Genomic DNA, 16484 nt, shown 5'->3' with positions numbered 1-16484 from the left:
TGTCGGGTGCTGCTGTGTCTGTGCACAGCAGCCTGATGCGTTAAACGATCAGTTTTGTGCGGCAGGGCGGGTCAGCAGCCACAGGCGTGCCAGATCCGCAGCATCTGCCCCTTTCAGGGTAGCGAATACTTCTTTTGCTTTGTCACGGTTACCGGTTTTCAGGTAAGCCATGCCCATATGCAGGCGGGCTTCATCTTCGTACTTCAGGCTGCCTTTGCTCATGCCCAGCTCCATCAGTTGTACGCCTTTTTCAGCCTGACCGCGAATCACATAGCTGTAACCGGTATTCACCAGACCGGTGCCGCCTTTTGCATTACGTGCTGCGGTTTCATCCGCTTCCTGCGATTTCAGTTCATCGGCAACCTGCTTGTTCACGCGGTCGCGCAACTGCTTGTGTTTCGCAGCGTCTTTACCTGTGCCCAGCAGACCGGCGCTGTAACCGGCTTCCAGTACTTGTTTGGCTTCAGACGGCAGTGCCGCCAGCAATGCCAGTTCTGCCATTTCGACGTACTGTGCGCCATCATCCATCGTGCCGTTGCTGATCAGTAAACGGTACATGTCCAGACGCAGGCGGTCAGAGAAGCCGGGCTTGCTCTGAATACGGTAAATCAGGTCGCTCCAGATTTCACGGGTAGGATAATACTCGGCCATCATTTCCAGAATGCGTGCATAACCAGCCATGTCTTTCTGGTGCTGATAGCAGCTGGTGTACAGCTTCAGTGTTTCTTCGGATGGTTTGACTTTGCTTTCTTTATTCAGCGCCAGAATTTCATCCAGTTTTTTGATGGTCGCAGGGTAGTCGGCTTTCAGATAATGAATACGGGCAACCATGCTTTGCACGGTGATGTCTTTCGGATCGCTCTGCAGGTAGCGCTGTGTCCAGACCATTGCTTTGTCATACTGTTTCGCATTGAAGTATTCCACGGCAACACCGTTGGTCATGCGCAGGCGTTCTTCCGGTTTCAGATAGGGAGACTCGATCAGGCCGACCAGTGAATTCACCAGCAATTCGGAGTTACCGGTGGAAGACCCGATGATGGCGCGGAAACGGTGCAGCATGAAAATCTCATACGGCAGTTTTTTATCCATCGCATCCAGGGTTTTCAGCTTTTCTTCAGTTTCTGCGTATTTTTTTTCTTCCAGCAGTTTTTGCAGCTCAGGGATGGCTTTCATGAATTCCGGACGAACGGTTGTGTCCAGTTTTTTCTCTTCCGCAGCCTGTTGTGCAAACGCGGTGGAGGTGAAGGCAGGTGCAAATCCGGTGCCGATAACGGCAGCCAGCATGGCAGCCAGAAGAAAAGAGGATTTTTTCATAAGTCTTCCAAAGTGAAAGTGACCGCAAAATGACGGCTCTGCGGACACAACGCACGTCCGGAGCGGTCTGTTGACAGTAAACGCCAGACGCGCATTATAGCGGAGTCGTCCGGCGCGTCACCATTTGCAGCCGGTATCCACAACGGTGCTGACCAGAAGTGGTGCAATTGCTAACAATCCTATGCCGGAATACGCTTTCAGGCATTCTTTTTTCTCTGCCTTCTTCACGCCTTTACCCAGCTTTTCATCCGTGCCGGGATCGGTATCCTGTGCCATCTGGATTTTGCCCATGGTGGTGCCGCGCCATTCTTTATCAATGCGGCCAGCACTCGCTTTTAACTGATGCAGATCGGGGCCGCTGCGCGGCGTCGCTGCTGTTGCGGGTTCGGCTGGCGGGTTGTCAGTGACGGGCGTGCTGACGGCGTGTGTCTCCACAGGCTGACTGACGGATTCGTTTGTTGTTTTGCGGGGAAGTTCCGGTTTGCTGCGTTTTGCAGAAACAGGTGCCGGTGGCGTGTTGCTTGTTCTGACCGGTTCTGCGGCGACGGGTTGGCTGACGACCGGTGCTTGCGGCGCTGCTTGTGGCGCAGGCTGAGGCGGCGCGACGAACACCAGTTCCATCGCAGAAGATGTGCTGTTGTGACTGCGCCACGGCTGATGCTGCATTTGCCACCACGCGCTGATCAGCAAGACATGTAATCCCAGTGCCAGCAACATGCCGCTGTGGCGGGAATTGCTGTGCGGATAGGTATTCCAGCCATTCATAGCGTTCTCCTTGCATCACCGGAAACGATCCGCAGTGCACCGGAAACGGATCACTGCGCGGGAAAATCCGGCAGGACTGCCGGAGTCGTTGAATCGTATATGATATGCAAAAATCATCATTCCGGCGCAGCGTATCCGGAAAGTGGCATGGTGCGCGATGGCGGGTATTGTGTTTTACGCTACAGCATTGCGCTGCAGTTCTGTTGCCGGTGCTAAGGTCAGAGACAGATACCGGCAGAGGTAGTCTGTCAGTGTGTGACTTTTTTGTACTGCACCACAATCCACGGTTTCACCACCACCGTCCACAATTCCGCTTCTTCCTTCAGCCATTGCTGCGCCTGTTCATCACTGACTTTCGCCAGCTGGCCGGATGCGAGCAAAGGTGCAATGGCGGTCGCATTGTCGCTGGCCATCCAGTACGCCACTTCGACCAGATCCAGACCGTCAGCCACCACGACCACATTACCGGCAGCGAACTGACGGATTAATTCTTTCCACGGATAACGTGCGGTTTCCTGCAGAATTTTCTGCTGCAATTCCGCGCCGGATTCTTCATTCATAACGACTCCTGCGTAAAAAACGACTGATTTTGCCCCCGCATGGTGAAAAACATGAAAGGGGCAGACGAAAGTGCTATTTTCTCAGAGTTAGGCCATCAGCGGCAGTCAGGCCGATGGCACATCTTTCCGGCTGATCTGACATGACCCTGAAAAAACAATTATTACTCGCGATTTCCGGCCTGTTTCTGCTGGTATTCATCGTGGTGCAAACCCTGACGGTACTGAGTACCCGCGATTACCTGCAACAGCAACTGGCATCCCACGCACAGGATGCGGCCACCACCTTATCCAAAACGCTGCAGACCGCGTTGCAGCAGCATGATGCGACGCTGGCAGCGACCGAAATTGCTTCTGTGTTTGACCGTGGCTATTACCGGCAAATGCTGGTGCTGGATGCAGATGGCAAGTTGCTGGCAAAACGGGAACTGGCAGATCAGACAGTGGCTGAACCGGGTTGGGTGACACGGCTGGTACAGCTGGAGTTGCAACCGGCGGAAGCGTTTGTGAGTGCGGGCTGGCGTCAGCTCGGCAAAGTGGTGGTAGTCAGCCATCCGGCCTATGCGTATCAGTATTTGTGGCAAAGCATGCTGAATCTGGCGGCATGGATGCTGGCGCTGTTTGTGCTGGTGATGCTGGCCGGATTGCTGATCCTGCGCTGGTTGCTGCATCCGCTGGAAGCGATGGAGGGCGTGGCTAACGGCATACTGCAGCACCGTTTTACCACGGTGCAAGCGGTGCCGTATGCGCGTGAACTGCGCCGGCTGGTGGAGGCTATGAATCAGATGAGCCGGCATATAGACCGGGAACTGACGCGTGCCGTGCAGCAGAGCGACAGCCTGCGCCGTCAGGCCATGCAGGATGCGGTGACCGGGCTGGAAAACCGCGAGAGTTTCCGCTTACGGCTGAACCAGTTACTGCAAAGCGATCAGGGCCTGAGTCAGGCCTGGCTGGGGCTGCTGGAACTGGAAGGTTTGCATGAACTGAATCAGCAGCACGGTTTTGCGCACGGTGATGCTTTGCTGCGACTGGTGGCAAAGGCAATGCAGCAGCATATTCCGGCGGAGTGCGGGCTGGCTGCCCGGCTCGGTGGTTCCGCATTTGCCTTGCTGATCTGGAATCAGAGTCCGCAGCAAGCCAGCCAGCTGGCGGCGCGTATCCGTCAGTCTTTGTCGGACACCTGCATCGGTTTGCAGTGGATTGCGGTACTCAGTGGTTTTTCTTCACCGGCAGAAGCAACCGTGCTGATGGCAAGGGCGGATTTTCAGCTGGCGCAGGCCAGACAGCAGCAGGGCTGGCAGCAAATCAGTATGCATGACGAGGTCAGCAGCGGGCAGCTCAGCGGGATGGGATCGCAAGCCTGGCGTCATGCACTGACAGAGGCGCAGACTGAGAACCGCTGGCAGTTATCGCTGCAGCCGGTGCTGCATCTGCATAATGAAAGTGAGCTGCATCAGGAATTGCTGCTCAGACTGGCATTGCCTGACGGGGAAGTGTTGCCGGCGGCCGCATTTTTACCGATGGTGAAACGTCATCAGTTATCGGCAGTGATGGATCAGGCGGCGCTGAGTCTGGCGCTGGAACTGATGGCGCAGCCGGCCGCTGCACCGCGCCGCATCGCGGTGAATATCGCCTCTGCATCGTTTGCTGATGAGGGCTGGCGCCACTGGCTGCTCAGTATCTGCAGCGACCGTGCAGCGGTCGCACAGCAACTGGCACTGGAATTCAGTGAGGCAGATTTGCATACGGCGGATCAGGCGGTGCTGCGTACCCTGAGCACTTTGCGTCAGTCCGGCGTGCAGACCGGTATCGACCAGTTCGGCCTGCATCCGGCGGCGGTGCGTCTGTTACGTCAGCTGGTGCCTGATTATCTGAAAATCGATCCGCAATTGTTGCAGCAGGCGATGCTGGATGAGAACTGGCGCACCCATTTGCAAGCCATCGTGCAACTGGCGACGGCAATGAATATTCCGGTGATTGCGCAAAAACTGGAAAATGCCGCGATGCTGCAGTTTGCACGCGAATGCGGTCTGGTGGCTGGTCAGGGCTTTTATCTGGCCGAACCGCTGACAGTACAGCGCGCGTTTCGTCCGTATCTGTAAGGCGGCAACGCTAAGGTAATTGTGCAGAAGTCCGCATCGCATGATTCCGGAGGCCCGGACTTTCTGCCGACGACCGCCGGATCGCTGTGCTGAAACCCGCATTTGAGCCAGTTTGCGGCCCAAAACCGGCTCCTGCGACATCACATCCGCTTTTCTTTTTCCATACGGTCGATGACTTCGCGCCATAAACGCACCGTAGACGCACCGCCTTTGCGGTTAACACCGCTGGCCAGCCATAAGTCTTCATCATTAAAACTGTAGACCGGAATCAGATCGGTGCGCAGCGAAGCCGCCTGCACTTCATCCACCAGATTATCCAGAATCAGCGGATCGGCCGATGGAAACGGGTAATACGCCAGCACCATATGGGTTTCGCCTATCTTTACGGCACGCACATAGGTGATGCGCAGACGTTCGACCGGAAATCCCAGCTCTTTCAGGGACATGTATTTGGCAATCGCGTAATCTTCGCAATCCCCGCCCCAGGACGCGACCATTTCCGCCGGCGTGGCCCAGTAATCCGGCACGCCCCAGTGTTCCTGATCGGTCAGATACGGAATTTTGTTGAAGAAATCATTGACCTTCTGCAGCAGCGCAAGCTCTGCTTTGCCATTCGCGGTCTGAATGGCAGCCCGCAGACCATCTGCACCGGCATCACGCCGGATTTTGCTCAGTGCAGACTGAAATAATTGCAGACGGCGCGGCGCTTCGGCACCGAAGCGTTTTTGCATGGCATCGATCAGCCCCGGAGAAAAATCGGTGAGACCGGACCAGACCGGCAGCGCTGCCAGCAACGCCACGGCGCACAGACTCAGCAGGCATGTCAGGCGTTGGCGGTGCATGGGCAGTTTCAGATATCCTCATAAAAAACTTCAGCACCGGCAAGGCAGGAAATGTCGCCGCCGGATCAGGCAGCCGGTTCCTCTGTCCGGCGCAGCGTGACCTGTCCTTTGAGTGCGGAGGTCAGCGCGTCACACAATTCATCCACCTGCTTTTCGCGCAGGCGTACCGTCATACGGGTCTGGCTATCATATTGCACATCCAGCACTTCCGCCTGAAATTTCTCCAGCCAGTGTCGTACTTGTGCTTCAGCCGCATACGCGACCGTGATCTGCAGTTCCTGCATGACTTCAACCGCAATCAGTTGTGCATCGCGGAATGCGTCGGAAATGGTTTGTCCGTAAGCGCGGGTCAGGCCGCCGGCACCGAGTTTGATACCGCCCCAGTAACGCACCACCACCGCCAGAATATTCGTCACATCTTTGTGAACCAGTACGTTGTACATGGGTTTGGCCGCAGTACCGGACGGTTCACCGTCATCATCCAGACCGGAATCGCCGGTGCATACCAGCGCCCAGCACACATGCACGGCACCGGGATGGGCAGCACGCAATGCCTGCAGATGCTGCATGGCTTGCTGGCGGCTGTGTACCGGGAATAAAAATCCCAGAAAGCGGCTTTTTTTGATTTCGAGTTCGGACGTGACAGGAGAAGCGAGCTGATACATAAAAAAACAGCTGCCGGCAAATACCGGCAGCTGTCCTTCATAATAAAAAATTACTGAATAACAAAATTAACAAAATAAACGTCTGTTACGCCATCGCGTTCTTTGACATCCAGTACTTTATTAATTTTTTCTTTGATTTCTTCAATCAGATCATGCTTGCCATTGGCACTTTGTATCGCGGCAGAATCTTTACTGCTAAGCAGCATAATCAGATTGTGCCTGACCACAGGCATATTCTGTTTGATCTTGTCTGCCAGTTCCGGTTTTGCCAGCTGCAGCGTGATTGCCACCTGCAGATAGCGGTCATAGGTCGACAGATTCACAATAAACGGTTCCAGCGGTGTGGTCACTGCACCCGCGCTGGCACTGGCGCTGCCGCCGCCGGAATTCGCTGATGCCTGCAGCGGAGCAAACATTGCAGAACATGCGAGCAGTACAGAAAAGAGAAATGCGTGTTTGCGCATAAGATCACCCGTTTGAACATGACAGGCCGGTTGCATCGTGGCAGCCAGCCTGTTCAGTATGCCTGTTAGCGATTTATACCGTCAAAGGTTTGTAGCGGATACGTTTCGGTTTTGCAGCTTCTTCACCCAGACGTTTTTTCTTGTCGGCTTCATATTCCTGATAGTTACCGTCGAAGAATACGACCTGAGAATCGCCTTCAAACGCCAGAATATGGGTTGCGATACGATCCAGGAACCAGCGGTCATGCGAAATCACCATCACGCAGCCGGCAAATTCCAGCAGCGCATCTTCCAGCGCACGCAGGGTTTCCACGTCCAGATCATTGGATGGTTCGTCCAGCAGCAATACGTTACCGCCCTGCAACAGCGTTTTCGCCAGATGCAGACGACCGCGTTCACCACCCGACAAATTGCCGACGATTTTCTGCTGATCACCGCCTTTGAAGTTGAAGCGGCCCAGATACGCGCGGGATGGCATTTCAAAGCGGCCAACTTGGAGAATATCGGCACCGTTCGATACATCTTCAAATACCGTTTTGGTGTTGCTCAGATCCTGACGCGACTGATCGACCAGCGAGATTTTCGCGGTCTGACCGAGCACCACTTCACCGCTGTCCGGTTGCTCGATGCCTTTGATCATTTTGAACAGCGTGGATTTACCGGCACCGTTCGGGCCGATAATACCGACGATTGCACCCGGCGGCAGTTTGAAGCTCAGATTGTCGATCAGCAAACGGTCGCCGAAGGCTTTGCTGACGTTTTTGAATTCGATGACTTCGTTACCCAGACGCTCCGCCACAGGAATGAAAATCTCCTGTGTTTCATTGCGTTTCTGGTATTCGTATTCACTCATTTCATTGAAGCGGGCCAGACGGGCTTTACTTTTCGCCTGACGTGCCTTCGGATTTTGACGCGCCCATTCCAGCTCTTTCTGCAGCGCTTTCTGACGCGCAGATTCGGTTGCTTCTTCCTGCTTCAGGCGAGCCTGTTTCTGATCCAGCCAGGAAGAGTAATTCCCTTTCCACGGAATACCCGCACCGCGGTCCAGCTCCAGAATCCATTCTGCTGCATTGTCGAGGAAGTAGCGGTCATGCGTGATCGCGACCACAGTGCCCGGGAAGCGCAGCAGGAATTGCTCCAGCCAGTCGACTGATTCCGCATCCAGATGGTTGGTCGGTTCATCGAGTAACAGCATGTCCGGTTTGGATAACAGCAGACGGCATAAGGCGACACGGCGTTTTTCACCACCGGACAGCACGCCGATTTTGGCATCCCACGGTGGCAGACGCAGCGCATCCGCCGCCATCTCCAGTTGCAGTTCCACATTGTCACCGGCAGCCGCGCTGATGATGGCTTCCAGTTTGCCTTGCTCTTCCGCCAGCGCATCAAAGTCTGCATTTTCATCTGCGTACGCGGCATACACTTCTTCCAGACGCGCTTTGGCAGCAAACACTTCGCCCATGCCCGATTCCACGGATTCGCGCACGGTGTGTTCCGGATTCAGTTCCGGTTCCTGTGACAGATAACCGATCTTGATATTCGGCATCGGCACGGCTTCGCCCTGAATATCTGTATCGATGCCTGCCATGATTTTCAGCAGGGTGGATTTACCGGAACCATTCAGACCCAGTACGCCGATTTTGGCGCCGGGAAAGAAGGAGAGGGAGATGTCTTTGAGAATTTGACGTTTAGGCGGGACGATCTTGCCGACCCGGTTCATGGTGTAGACGTAATTTGCCATTTTGTGTTGTTTTCCGAGTACAAAAGGATGACCGCAAGGATACAGCATTGCCGCTCTGCCCGACAGTTTTTCCATGATCTGCATCAAATTTGTGCCATGCACCAAATTTGCGGTAGCGCAAATCCGGCACAGAGCCGGGGTCTACACTTGGCTCATCAACTTTGATCACAAGGAAAAACAACATGAAAAAGCTCGTATTAGCCCTCTCCCTGGCAGCAGTTGGTTTGACAGCAACTCAGGCAATGGCAGCAGAACAAAGCCCGTGGCAGGTTCGTGCACGCGTTGTGAACATCAGCCCTGCAAACGGCTCTGACGCAATCCCAGGTCTGGCTGCAGCAGATGCAATCACTGTCAGCAACAAAACCATTCCTGAAGTAGATATCAACTACTACTTCACACCGAATCTGTCCGCTGAACTGATTCTGACATACCCGCAAAAACATGATGTTGCCCTGAACGGCACCAACATCGGCAGCTTCAAACATCTGCCACCAACACTGACAGCGAAATACCATTTCATGCCAGAAGCACAAATGAGTCCGTATGTTGGCGCAGGTGTGAACTACACACGTATCTCTGACGTGAACCTGCTGGGCGGCAAAGGTGATCTGGACAGCAGCAGCATCGGTTTCGCGCTGCAAGCTGGCGTGGATTTCAAACTGGATAAAAACTGGTCTCTGAATCTGGACGTGAAAAAAGTACAGATCCGCTCTGACGTTCTGGTTGGCGGCACAAAAATCAGTGCAGTAAAAGTTGACCCATGGCTGGTTGGCGTAGGCGTAGGCTACCGCTTCTGATCACAGTCGCTGACTGTTGAGAAGCTGATTGCGGATATCACATCCGCAAATAAAAACCCGGTAAATATTTACCGGGTTTTTTGTTTTGGCTGTCCGGGAAATATTCCCGGAGGCACAACTCAGGCCGTTTTCATGACCGAAGCAGGACGCGTACGCAGATACTGATTCAGGGCAATCATCGCGACTGCCGTCACCAGACCAATCGCACCGAATACGCACCACATCATCAGTGGCTGATGCATATCACGCGCCAGCGTCTGATAAGCCCAGCCGGATAATAAACCGGCGAACAGATTACCAAGCGCCATCGACACAAAGTAATAACCCATAAACATCGCGGTTTTCTGGCGTGGTGCAATCGCCGCCACATATTCCTGACTTTTCGGTGAAGCAATCATTTCACCCAGCGCAAACAAAATCACTGCGCAAGCCACTACGCTGCCGCCCGATACCATCGCATACGACGCGCCGCCAAGTACCATACTCGCACCCAGTACCAGCGTACCGAACACCAGCACCGGTAACGCGCTCCAGCGCTGAATATAGGCACTGATCGCAATCTGCATTAACACCACCGCACCGAAATCCAGATTCACGATGTATTCCGGATTGACCTGACGGTAAGCACCGGTCCAGCGTTGCGCCAGTTCCACAGCACTGATCTGTTGTTGTGCCAGTGCGCTCAGACCCTGATGCAGTACATCGGCAGGCACCATCACTTTGTAATTCACCAGTTCCAGACGCAGGGTTTCCAGTGCTGCCACACTGTTGTCAGCAGGCAGTTTGCCGGCCAGTTCGGTTAATGCCTTTGCCAGATGTTCCTGATTCACATTGGCCAGAAAATCCAGCGCAGACGGCCAGTAGTGGCTGATCATGCGGACCAGATCACCGGTATCCACAAAGTCACGGATATACAAAGGCATGGTGATAAACAACTGGTTATACATGGTCCAGAAACCGGTCATGATCATCAGGTACAGCACAAACGGGGTGTTACCCAGCTTTACCGGCTGGCGATACCAGTCGCTGGCCTGTGGCTGGCTGAGGACGGCACTCCACAGCAAATTGATGGCAATCCATGCACCCATCGCGATGCCATACGTGGCGTAACCGATACCGCCTTTAGCCGCAATCATGATGCCGATAATCGCCGGTACCACCAGCAAGGCCAGACGGCCATTGCCGAGCACTTCCTGCGTATCCTGCAATACCTGACGCAGGCTGCGGGTGTCTGCTGCTTCACCGGCATGACGCGGCTCTTTATAAAAGAAAATCGCCGGCACAAAGTTCAGCAAAATCCACAGTGAAGACATCAAAAACACCGTATCCCAGCTGACGGCGCGTACATAACCGGCGACCAGCGGGCCGAGGAAGCCACCGACATTCACCATGGTGTAAAACACACCGAAGCCGAGGCCACGGTTGGTGTCATCGGTGGTGCGGCCTATCGTGCCGACCACCACTGGCTTAAAGCAGGCAGCACCGACGGCGACTGCTAAAAAGACGGCAAAAAATGCCCAGAAATCACGAACCTGACCCAGCAGATAATACGATGGTGCCATGATCGCAAATGCCAGCAGGAACATGCGGCGGTAGCCGTAGCGGTCAGCCAGCGCACCGGTAATCACCGGCAGCAGATACAGCAGAAACGGAATCATGCCTTGCAGAAAACCGCGTTGCTGATCCGAGAAGCCAAGACCACCGGCAGCGGTCGGGCTGGTCATATACAGTGACGATAAAGTGAAAAATCCATACCAGGCGAGACGTTCGAAAATCTCCATGGTATTGGCAACATAAAAGGCGCCCATAAACGGGCTGCGCTTGACGGATGTTTGCATATTGAAATCTGACATTTACGTCAGTCGGAAAGGTTGAGGGGAATGGGTCAGTAATTCGTAGCCGTGGTCGGTAATCAGTACATCATCTTCCAGCCGCACGCCGCCGAATCCGGGCAGATACACGCCGGGTTCTATCGTGACGATAAAGCCGCCGCGCAGGATTTCTTCACACTTCGGTGTCATGATGGGTTGCTCATGCAGACGCAGGCCAACGCCGTGACCGAGACTGGAACCGGCCTGATCCGCGAACCCGTGTTCTGCCAGTACCGCGCGTGCAATCAGATCTGCTTCACGGGCGCTGATACCATCTCTGATAACAGCCAGCGCTGCCTGCTGCGCTTGCGTTACGGCGTTATACATTGCTTGCTGGCGTGCATCCGGTTCACCAGCGATGTAGGTACGGGTCATGTCTGAGCGGTAGCCGCCGACTGATGCGCCGAAATCCAGCACAATCAGATCACCTTCGCGCAAACGGCGTTCAGAAGGAATGCTGTGCGGCAGGGCAGAGCGCTCACCAAAACCGGTAATGGTTTCAAATGACAGGGCTTCAGCGCCCAGTCTGCGCATACGGAAATCCAGTTCCAGTGCAAATTCTGCTTCGCTGATACCAGGGCGTAGCAGGGGCAGCGTTTCGGCCAGTGCCTGATCGGCAATCGCCGCGCAGCGGCGTATCAGTGCCAGTTCGCTGGCGTCTTTACGGCGGCGTAATTGTTCAGTCCACAAGGGTGCGGCAGTCCAATGAATACCGGCACTGTCCTGTGCAATCAGCATCCAGCTTTGTACGGACACTTCGGCTGCTTCAAATGTAGCCTGCCGTACACCGGATGGCAGTAACAGTTTTTGCACCACTTGCCCCAGCGTTTCGGCTTCACGGTCGCGGCAATAGCAATGCCAGCCGGCACATTCTTCTTCCGCCTGCGTGATGAAACGGTAATCGGTGATCAGGTGTAACTGATCCTGTGTAATCAGTGCATAGGCCGCTTCACCGCTGTAGCCCGCCAGATAGCGCAGATTAGCGGGGGAAAAAATCATCAGGGCTTCGCAGCCATCGCTTTGCATCAGCTGACGCAGGTTGCGCAGACGGGTTTGGGTTTCTTGCTTCATCGCAGAAAAAATCCTTGTGGAAATGGATCGGCAGGATCCAGATAAAAACGGTGCTGACCACTGATAAATGCCTGTCCTTCAACAAACGGAATCACGGCGGCATAAGGACCGAAGGTGGTTGGACGGCGTAACTCAACGCGGAACTGACTGCCGGTGATGCTTTCGATCACGACGGATTCTCCGGTTGCCAGTTGTCCGTCGGCATGCAGTAAGGCAGCCATGCCGGAAACACCGCTGCCGGTCGGGCTGCGGTCCACTTCGCCGTCAGCAAACACGCAGACATTGCGGCGGAAGACACCCGGCGTAGTAGATGCGCTATAGAAAATGGTGCCGTATAAAAAGCTCAGATCATCTTCAAACGGATGTTTTACAGGCACACTGGTCATCACTGCGTGTTTGATGCGGCGACCTGCATCCACAATCGCCGCATACGATGCGGCATCCAGTGACAGGCCGATGTCATCCGCATTCACGTATGCGTAGTAAGCACCGCCATACGCAATGCGAAACGGCACGGTACCGACACCATTGACCTGAATCTGCTGCAGATCGCTGGCGACATAGGAGGCGACGTTTTCAAAACCGCTGCGCACCACCTGACCATTTTCCAGTTCGGCCAGCGCACGGACCTGACCGCAGGGCACATCAATGTTCAGGCTGGCGCGTCCGTTTTCAACCGCAACCATGCCGCATTCTGCAGCAACCTTTGCCAGCGCAATCACCGCATGGCCGCACATGGTGCTGTAGCCTTCGTTATGCAGAAACACCGCACCGAATGCGCTGTCTGCACGTTCAGGCGGGACAATCAGGCAGCCGTACATATCTGCATGGCCGCGTGGTTCAAACATCAGCAGTTTGCGTAAATGGTCTTGCTGCTGGCAGGCACGGCGTTGTTCCAGAATGCTGGCTTGCGCCAGAACGGGAAAACCGCTGGTGATGATACGCAGCGGTTCGCCGCCGGTATGGCAATCCAGGGTATCAATACTGAGCCAGTGTGCAGGCGCTTGCCAGCGCCCGAATGGCGATTCGGTATGCATGGTGATGTCTCCGGTGATCAGGGATATTCTTTTGCGCCGGTCTGTGCCGGCGTTGATCAGGCTGAAATGCAAAAACCGGCCAGCGCCGGTTTTTTGCGGTGAGGCAGTTTATGTGCCGAAAGGTAAGTCTATCGATGCACTTTGTGCGGTGAACCACTTCGGTCCCTGTTCGGTCATGTAGAAATGGTCTTCCAGACGGACACCGAATTCACCTTCAATGCAGATCATCGGTTCATTACTGAAACACATACCGGCGGCCAGCGGGCGGGTATTGCCGCGTACCAGATAGGTCCATTCGTGAATATCCAGACCAATGCCGTGACCGGTACGGTGCGGCAGGCCGGGCAGGCGGTAATCCGGGCCGAAACCGGCTGCTTCCAGCACGCGGCGCGCTGCCGCATCCACCTGTTCGCAAGGCACACCGATTTGTGCGGTTTCAAATGCTGCGGCCTGCGCTTCTTTTTCCAGATTCCAGATTTCACGCTGACGTGCAGTCGGATTGCCGAACACATAGCTGCGGGTGATATCGGAATGGTACTGACCGACTTTGCAGCCGGTATCGATGAGTACATTGTCACCTTCGCGCAGATACTGAGCGCCATCCGGGCCGTGCGGCATCGCGGTCATTTCGCCGAAACTGACGATACAGAAGGTGGACGGGCTGGCACCGTAAGCGCGGTGCCCACGGTCAATGAATTCCGCCACTTCAAACGAAGAAATGCCTTCGCGCAGAATGCGTGCGGCGCGGCGTTGCACATCGAGGGTGATGTTTTTAGCTTTTTGCATCAGCGCCAGTTCGGCAGCAGATTTGTGCATACGGCATTCGGCGGTAATGCACATGCCATTGATCAGTGGCTGATCCGGAATCGCCTGACGTAGAGCATCGAACACAAAAAACTGTGCGGCTTCGTCCAGTGCCAGCGGCCCACGGGTGCAACCCAAATCCTGCAGCCAGCCTTTGACCGTCAGTGCAGGATTGACTTCTTCATCCCACAGGCGGATTTCCGCTTTATCACCCAGGGTTTCGCGCAGCTTGGATTCTTCAAAGGTCGGTGTGACAAACACGACACGCGCTTCCGGCGTGATGATGGCGGCGGTTAAACGCTCACTGGCATACCAGCGCAAACCAGTGAAGTAATACAGGCTGGTACCCGCTGGCAGAATCAGTGCGGCCACGCCCTGTTCGCGCATCAGGCGCGCGGCTTTTTGTACCCTTGCGGCGAATTCGGAAGGCTGAATCAGAATGACATCCGACATATCAGCGCGGATGCCTGCCAGTTCCTGTTCTGCGGTCGAGCCGCCAATTTGCAATGTCATGCTTATCCCTTTTTCAGACGTCTTGAGAGGGTCTGAGCATAGGCCTGATGCTGTGTTATGTCTTGTGATTTTTCTTTTTCAAAATGCGTAAATCTGCATAGTTGCAGCGGCGGAAAATCGCCGCGCCGCACAATTTTCATTCACGAATTGCTTCGATATCAAAACTCAGTGTGATTTCATCGCTGACGAAGGGTGCATAGCGCCCCATGCCGAAATCGCTGCGTTTAATCGTTGTTTCTCCGTTGGCGCCGCAAGCGTTGCGCAAATACAGCAGCATCCAGCGGCAATGAAAATGACTGATTTTCAGACTGACCGCTTTTTCGGTATCGCGTATGCGCAGCACGCCATCCACCTGTTTCAGCTGCTCGCCCTCAAACTGCACAGCGGTACTGCGAAACAGGATCTGCGGATAGCGTTCGGCATCAAAGAATGCCGGGGACAGCAGCGTTTTATCGAATAAAGCGGTACCGGTGCGGACGGAGTTGACATCAATCTGCAATTCCACCGCGCCGCTGCGGTTGGCGGTGTCCAGTTCCAGCCAGCCGCTGTGCTTTTCAAATTTTCCCTGTTGTTGCGATAAACCCCAGTGCATGTAGATGAAGCGCGTAGCTGTATGTTCGGGATCAATGCGGTAGCGGTCTGCCGCGAGGCTTGTGCCGGAGGATAGCAGCAGCAAAAGCGCAGTCAGGATTTTCATAAGGTGCTCCGCAGGTCATGCGCGGCAGGGGGAGGCCGCACTGGCATCATGAAAGATATTTTTGTACCGGTAAATACGCATTTCAGATATATTAAAAAAATATGTGCAGTGATTATTTAACCCATCAGGAGTCTATATGAAGTCAACATTCTGGCTGTTACTCGGTTTCAGCAGCCTCACCGCTATGGCGCATGCAGCCGGTACGCCGGTCGTCAAAGATGCTTCGTTACCGCCAGCCAAGAAAGTCTTGTCGCACGTGTATCCCTGCAGCAAAACGCTGGTGCTGCGTTCACAGGCACTGGCGCGTGAACAGGAAAAAGACGCCTGCGCGATGCTGGGCAAAGTGGAGCAACGCTTCCACAGTCTATTTAATACGCAGGGTAAACCGGTCGCGCATGACAATAACACCAGCCTGCGTATGAATATTTACGCTGGTCGTGATGACTTTGTGAAATACGCCGGTTCGCACTTCGATATGCCGGTGGATAACGGCGGTATGTATCTGGAAGGCTTGCCGGATGTCAAAGGCAATCAGGCGGAATTTGTCGCTTATCAGCGTAAAGACGGTTCGATTCATAATCTGAGCCATGAATTCACCCACTATCTGGATGGCCGTTTCAATATCCACGGCGATTTCTGCGCGGGTCTGCATGATTCGCATGATGCGCCGGAAAACTGCCCGAAACCGGCACCGGACACCCCTTACCTGATCTGGTGGACAGAAGGTATCGCAGAATACGTTGCACACGGCGATAACAATGAACGTGCAATCAAAGCAGCGCCGCAAAAGACTTATGCGCTGAGCCAGCTGTTTGAAACCGGCTACCTGAAAAACGGTGGTACAGACCGCGTATATATCTGGGGTTATCTGGGTTCGCGTTACATGATGGAAAAGCAGCGCGACAAAGTCGAGCAATTGCTGAGCTTTACCCGTAAAGGCGATATGCCACGCGCGCAGGCACTGATGCGTCAGTGGGGTACGTCTATGGATGCCGACTTTGCAACATGGCTGGATGCCCTGAAACCCGCAGAATCTGCCAAATAATTTTCCTTCCCCCCGACCTGCGCTGCAGGTCCTCCGGCGACAGTAAAAACCAACACAGCACACAGCTGCTGTGTTGTGCCGGTCTCCGCAGCGCAGCGTCATCAGCGCGTCATACAGGTCACCGATAATCCGCGGCATTCTCAGTTCAAAAAACCGGTTCTGTACAGAAACCTTGTCACTGTGCTTCCAATCCTGTTGC

General features: G+C 54.5%; 15 protein-coding genes. 3 read left to right on the top strand and 12 right to left on the bottom strand.

Going from position 1 to position 16484, the window contains the following annotated elements; genetic code table 11:
• Positions 1-48: 48 nt before the first annotated feature.
• The 3 genes from IE092_RS13980 to IE092_RS13970 form a co-directional block, all read right to left on the bottom strand.
• Entirely contained in the window at positions 49-1314 is a 1266-nt protein-coding gene (locus tag IE092_RS13980; protein WP_189357814.1) for a tetratricopeptide repeat protein, read from the bottom strand.
• Positions 1315-1431: 117 nt separating this feature from the next.
• Positions 1432-2079 carry a hypothetical protein gene (locus IE092_RS13975; protein ID WP_189357813.1) on the bottom strand — a complete coding sequence of 216 codons (648 nt, stop codon included), beginning with the start codon at positions 2077-2079 and terminating at the stop codon, positions 1432-1434.
• A gap of 248 nt (positions 2080-2327) precedes the next feature.
• Complete coding sequence (locus IE092_RS13970) at positions 2328-2639, bottom strand: DUF2288 domain-containing protein (RefSeq protein ID WP_189357812.1); 312 nt, start codon at positions 2637-2639, stop codon at positions 2328-2330.
• Positions 2640-2779: 140 nt separating this feature from the next.
• On the opposite strand from IE092_RS13970, the gene IE092_RS13965 reads away from it, so the two are divergent.
• Complete coding sequence (locus IE092_RS13965) at positions 2780-4738, top strand: bifunctional diguanylate cyclase/phosphodiesterase (RefSeq protein WP_189357811.1); 1959 nt, start codon at positions 2780-2782, stop codon at positions 4736-4738.
• A 140-nt stretch (positions 4739-4878) separates the two neighbouring features.
• Here the strand turns inward: IE092_RS13965 and IE092_RS13960 are convergent, their stop codons facing one another.
• The 4 genes from IE092_RS13960 to ettA all read right to left on the bottom strand — a co-directional run bounded on the left by IE092_RS13960 (position 4879) and on the right by ettA (position 8450).
• Positions 4879-5580 carry a transglutaminase-like cysteine peptidase gene (locus tag IE092_RS13960; RefSeq protein WP_189357810.1) on the bottom strand — a complete coding sequence of 234 codons (702 nt, stop codon included), beginning with the start codon at positions 5578-5580 and terminating at the stop codon, positions 4879-4881.
• 65 nt (positions 5581-5645) lie between these two features.
• Positions 5646-6245, bottom strand: a complete 600-nt coding sequence (locus IE092_RS13955) for an IMPACT family protein (RefSeq protein ID WP_189357809.1) — start codon at positions 6243-6245, stop codon at positions 5646-5648.
• A gap of 50 nt (positions 6246-6295) precedes the next feature.
• Entirely contained in the window at positions 6296-6661 is a 366-nt protein-coding gene (locus IE092_RS13950; protein WP_189357808.1) for a flagellar basal body-associated FliL family protein, read from the bottom strand.
• Positions 6662-6782: 121 nt separating this feature from the next.
• Entirely contained in the window at positions 6783-8450 is a 1668-nt protein-coding gene (ettA, locus tag IE092_RS13945) for an energy-dependent translational throttle protein EttA (RefSeq protein ID WP_189357924.1), read from the bottom strand.
• 182 nt (positions 8451-8632) lie between these two features.
• Here ettA and IE092_RS13940 point away from each other — a divergent pair, with 182 nt between their 5' ends.
• Positions 8633-9247 carry an OmpW/AlkL family protein gene (locus IE092_RS13940; protein ID WP_189357807.1) on the top strand — a complete coding sequence of 205 codons (615 nt, stop codon included), beginning with the start codon at positions 8633-8635 and terminating at the stop codon, positions 9245-9247.
• Positions 9248-9366: 119 nt separating this feature from the next.
• Here IE092_RS13940 and IE092_RS13935 read toward each other — a convergent pair whose 3' ends face one another.
• From IE092_RS13935 to IE092_RS13915, 5 genes are all read right to left on the bottom strand, one after another.
• Entirely contained in the window at positions 9367-11085 is a 1719-nt protein-coding gene (locus tag IE092_RS13935; protein WP_229793184.1) for an MFS transporter, read from the bottom strand.
• A 15-nt stretch (positions 11086-11100) separates the two neighbouring features.
• Entirely contained in the window at positions 11101-12189 is a 1089-nt protein-coding gene (locus IE092_RS13930) for a M24 family metallopeptidase (protein WP_189357806.1), read from the bottom strand.
• The gene (locus IE092_RS13925; protein ID WP_189357805.1) at positions 12186-13226 is read right to left on the bottom strand and encodes a proline racemase family protein; all 1041 of its coding nucleotides are present in this window, start codon (positions 13224-13226) and stop codon (positions 12186-12188) included. Before IE092_RS13925 ends, IE092_RS13930 begins: the two co-directional genes overlap by 4 nt.
• 108 nt (positions 13227-13334) lie before the next feature.
• Positions 13335-14543 carry a M24 family metallopeptidase gene (locus IE092_RS13920; RefSeq protein ID WP_189357804.1) on the bottom strand — a complete coding sequence of 403 codons (1209 nt, stop codon included), beginning with the start codon at positions 14541-14543 and terminating at the stop codon, positions 13335-13337.
• 136 nt (positions 14544-14679) lie between these two features.
• On the bottom strand, positions 14680-15240 hold the full coding sequence (locus IE092_RS13915) for a YceI family protein (protein WP_189357803.1): 561 nt from the start codon (positions 15238-15240) through the stop codon (positions 14680-14682).
• Positions 15241-15376: 136 nt separating this feature from the next.
• Here IE092_RS13915 and IE092_RS13910 point away from each other — a divergent pair, with 136 nt between their 5' ends.
• The gene (locus tag IE092_RS13910; RefSeq protein ID WP_189357802.1) at positions 15377-16285 is read left to right on the top strand and encodes a collagenase; all 909 of its coding nucleotides are present in this window, start codon (positions 15377-15379) and stop codon (positions 16283-16285) included.
• The last annotated feature ends 199 nt before the right edge of the window (positions 16286-16484 follow it).

Origin of the sequence: Cognatundibacterium squillarum, assembly GCF_014652435.1 — a bacterium.
GTDB lineage: Bacteria > Pseudomonadota > Gammaproteobacteria > Burkholderiales > Burkholderiaceae_D > Undibacterium > Undibacterium squillarum.
The sequence above is the reverse complement of the archived record's forward strand: the minus strand, read 5'-3'. Positions and strand labels throughout refer to the sequence as shown.

Bases quoted from the DNA above. Each gene is read 5' to 3' on its own strand.
- IE092_RS13935 (WP_229793184.1), bottom strand. From the start codon at position 11,085: ATGCAAACATCCGTCAAGCGCAGCCCGTTTATGGGCGCCTTTTATGTT.
- IE092_RS13965 (WP_189357811.1), top strand. From the start codon at position 2,780: ATGACCCTGAAAAAACAATTATTACTCGCGATTTCCGGCCTGTTTCTG.
- IE092_RS13980 (WP_189357814.1), bottom strand. From the start codon at position 1,314: ATGAAAAAATCCTCTTTTCTTCTGGCTGCCATGCTGGCTGCCGTTATC.
- ettA (WP_189357924.1), bottom strand. From the start codon at position 8,450: ATGGCAAATTACGTCTACACCATGAACCGGGTCGGCAAGATCGTCCCG.
- IE092_RS13955 (WP_189357809.1), bottom strand. From the start codon at position 6,245: ATGTATCAGCTCGCTTCTCCTGTCACGTCCGAACTCGAAATCAAAAAA.
- IE092_RS13910 (WP_189357802.1), top strand. From the start codon at position 15,377: ATGAAGTCAACATTCTGGCTGTTACTCGGTTTCAGCAGCCTCACCGCT.
- IE092_RS13975 (WP_189357813.1), bottom strand. From the start codon at position 2,079: ATGAATGGCTGGAATACCTATCCGCACAGCAATTCCCGCCACAGCGGC.
- IE092_RS13930 (WP_189357806.1), bottom strand. From the start codon at position 12,189: ATGAAGCAAGAAACCCAAACCCGTCTGCGCAACCTGCGTCAGCTGATG.
- IE092_RS13915 (WP_189357803.1), bottom strand. From the start codon at position 15,240: ATGAAAATCCTGACTGCGCTTTTGCTGCTGCTATCCTCCGGCACAAGC.
- IE092_RS13960 (WP_189357810.1), bottom strand. From the start codon at position 5,580: ATGCACCGCCAACGCCTGACATGCCTGCTGAGTCTGTGCGCCGTGGCG.
- IE092_RS13925 (WP_189357805.1), bottom strand. From the start codon at position 13,226: ATGCATACCGAATCGCCATTCGGGCGCTGGCAAGCGCCTGCACACTGG.
- IE092_RS13970 (WP_189357812.1), bottom strand. From the start codon at position 2,639: ATGAATGAAGAATCCGGCGCGGAATTGCAGCAGAAAATTCTGCAGGAA.
- IE092_RS13950 (WP_189357808.1), bottom strand. From the start codon at position 6,661: ATGTTTGCTCCGCTGCAGGCATCAGCGAATTCCGGCGGCGGCAGCGCC.
- IE092_RS13940 (WP_189357807.1), top strand. From the start codon at position 8,633: ATGAAAAAGCTCGTATTAGCCCTCTCCCTGGCAGCAGTTGGTTTGACA.
- IE092_RS13920 (WP_189357804.1), bottom strand. From the start codon at position 14,543: ATGACATTGCAAATTGGCGGCTCGACCGCAGAACAGGAACTGGCAGGC.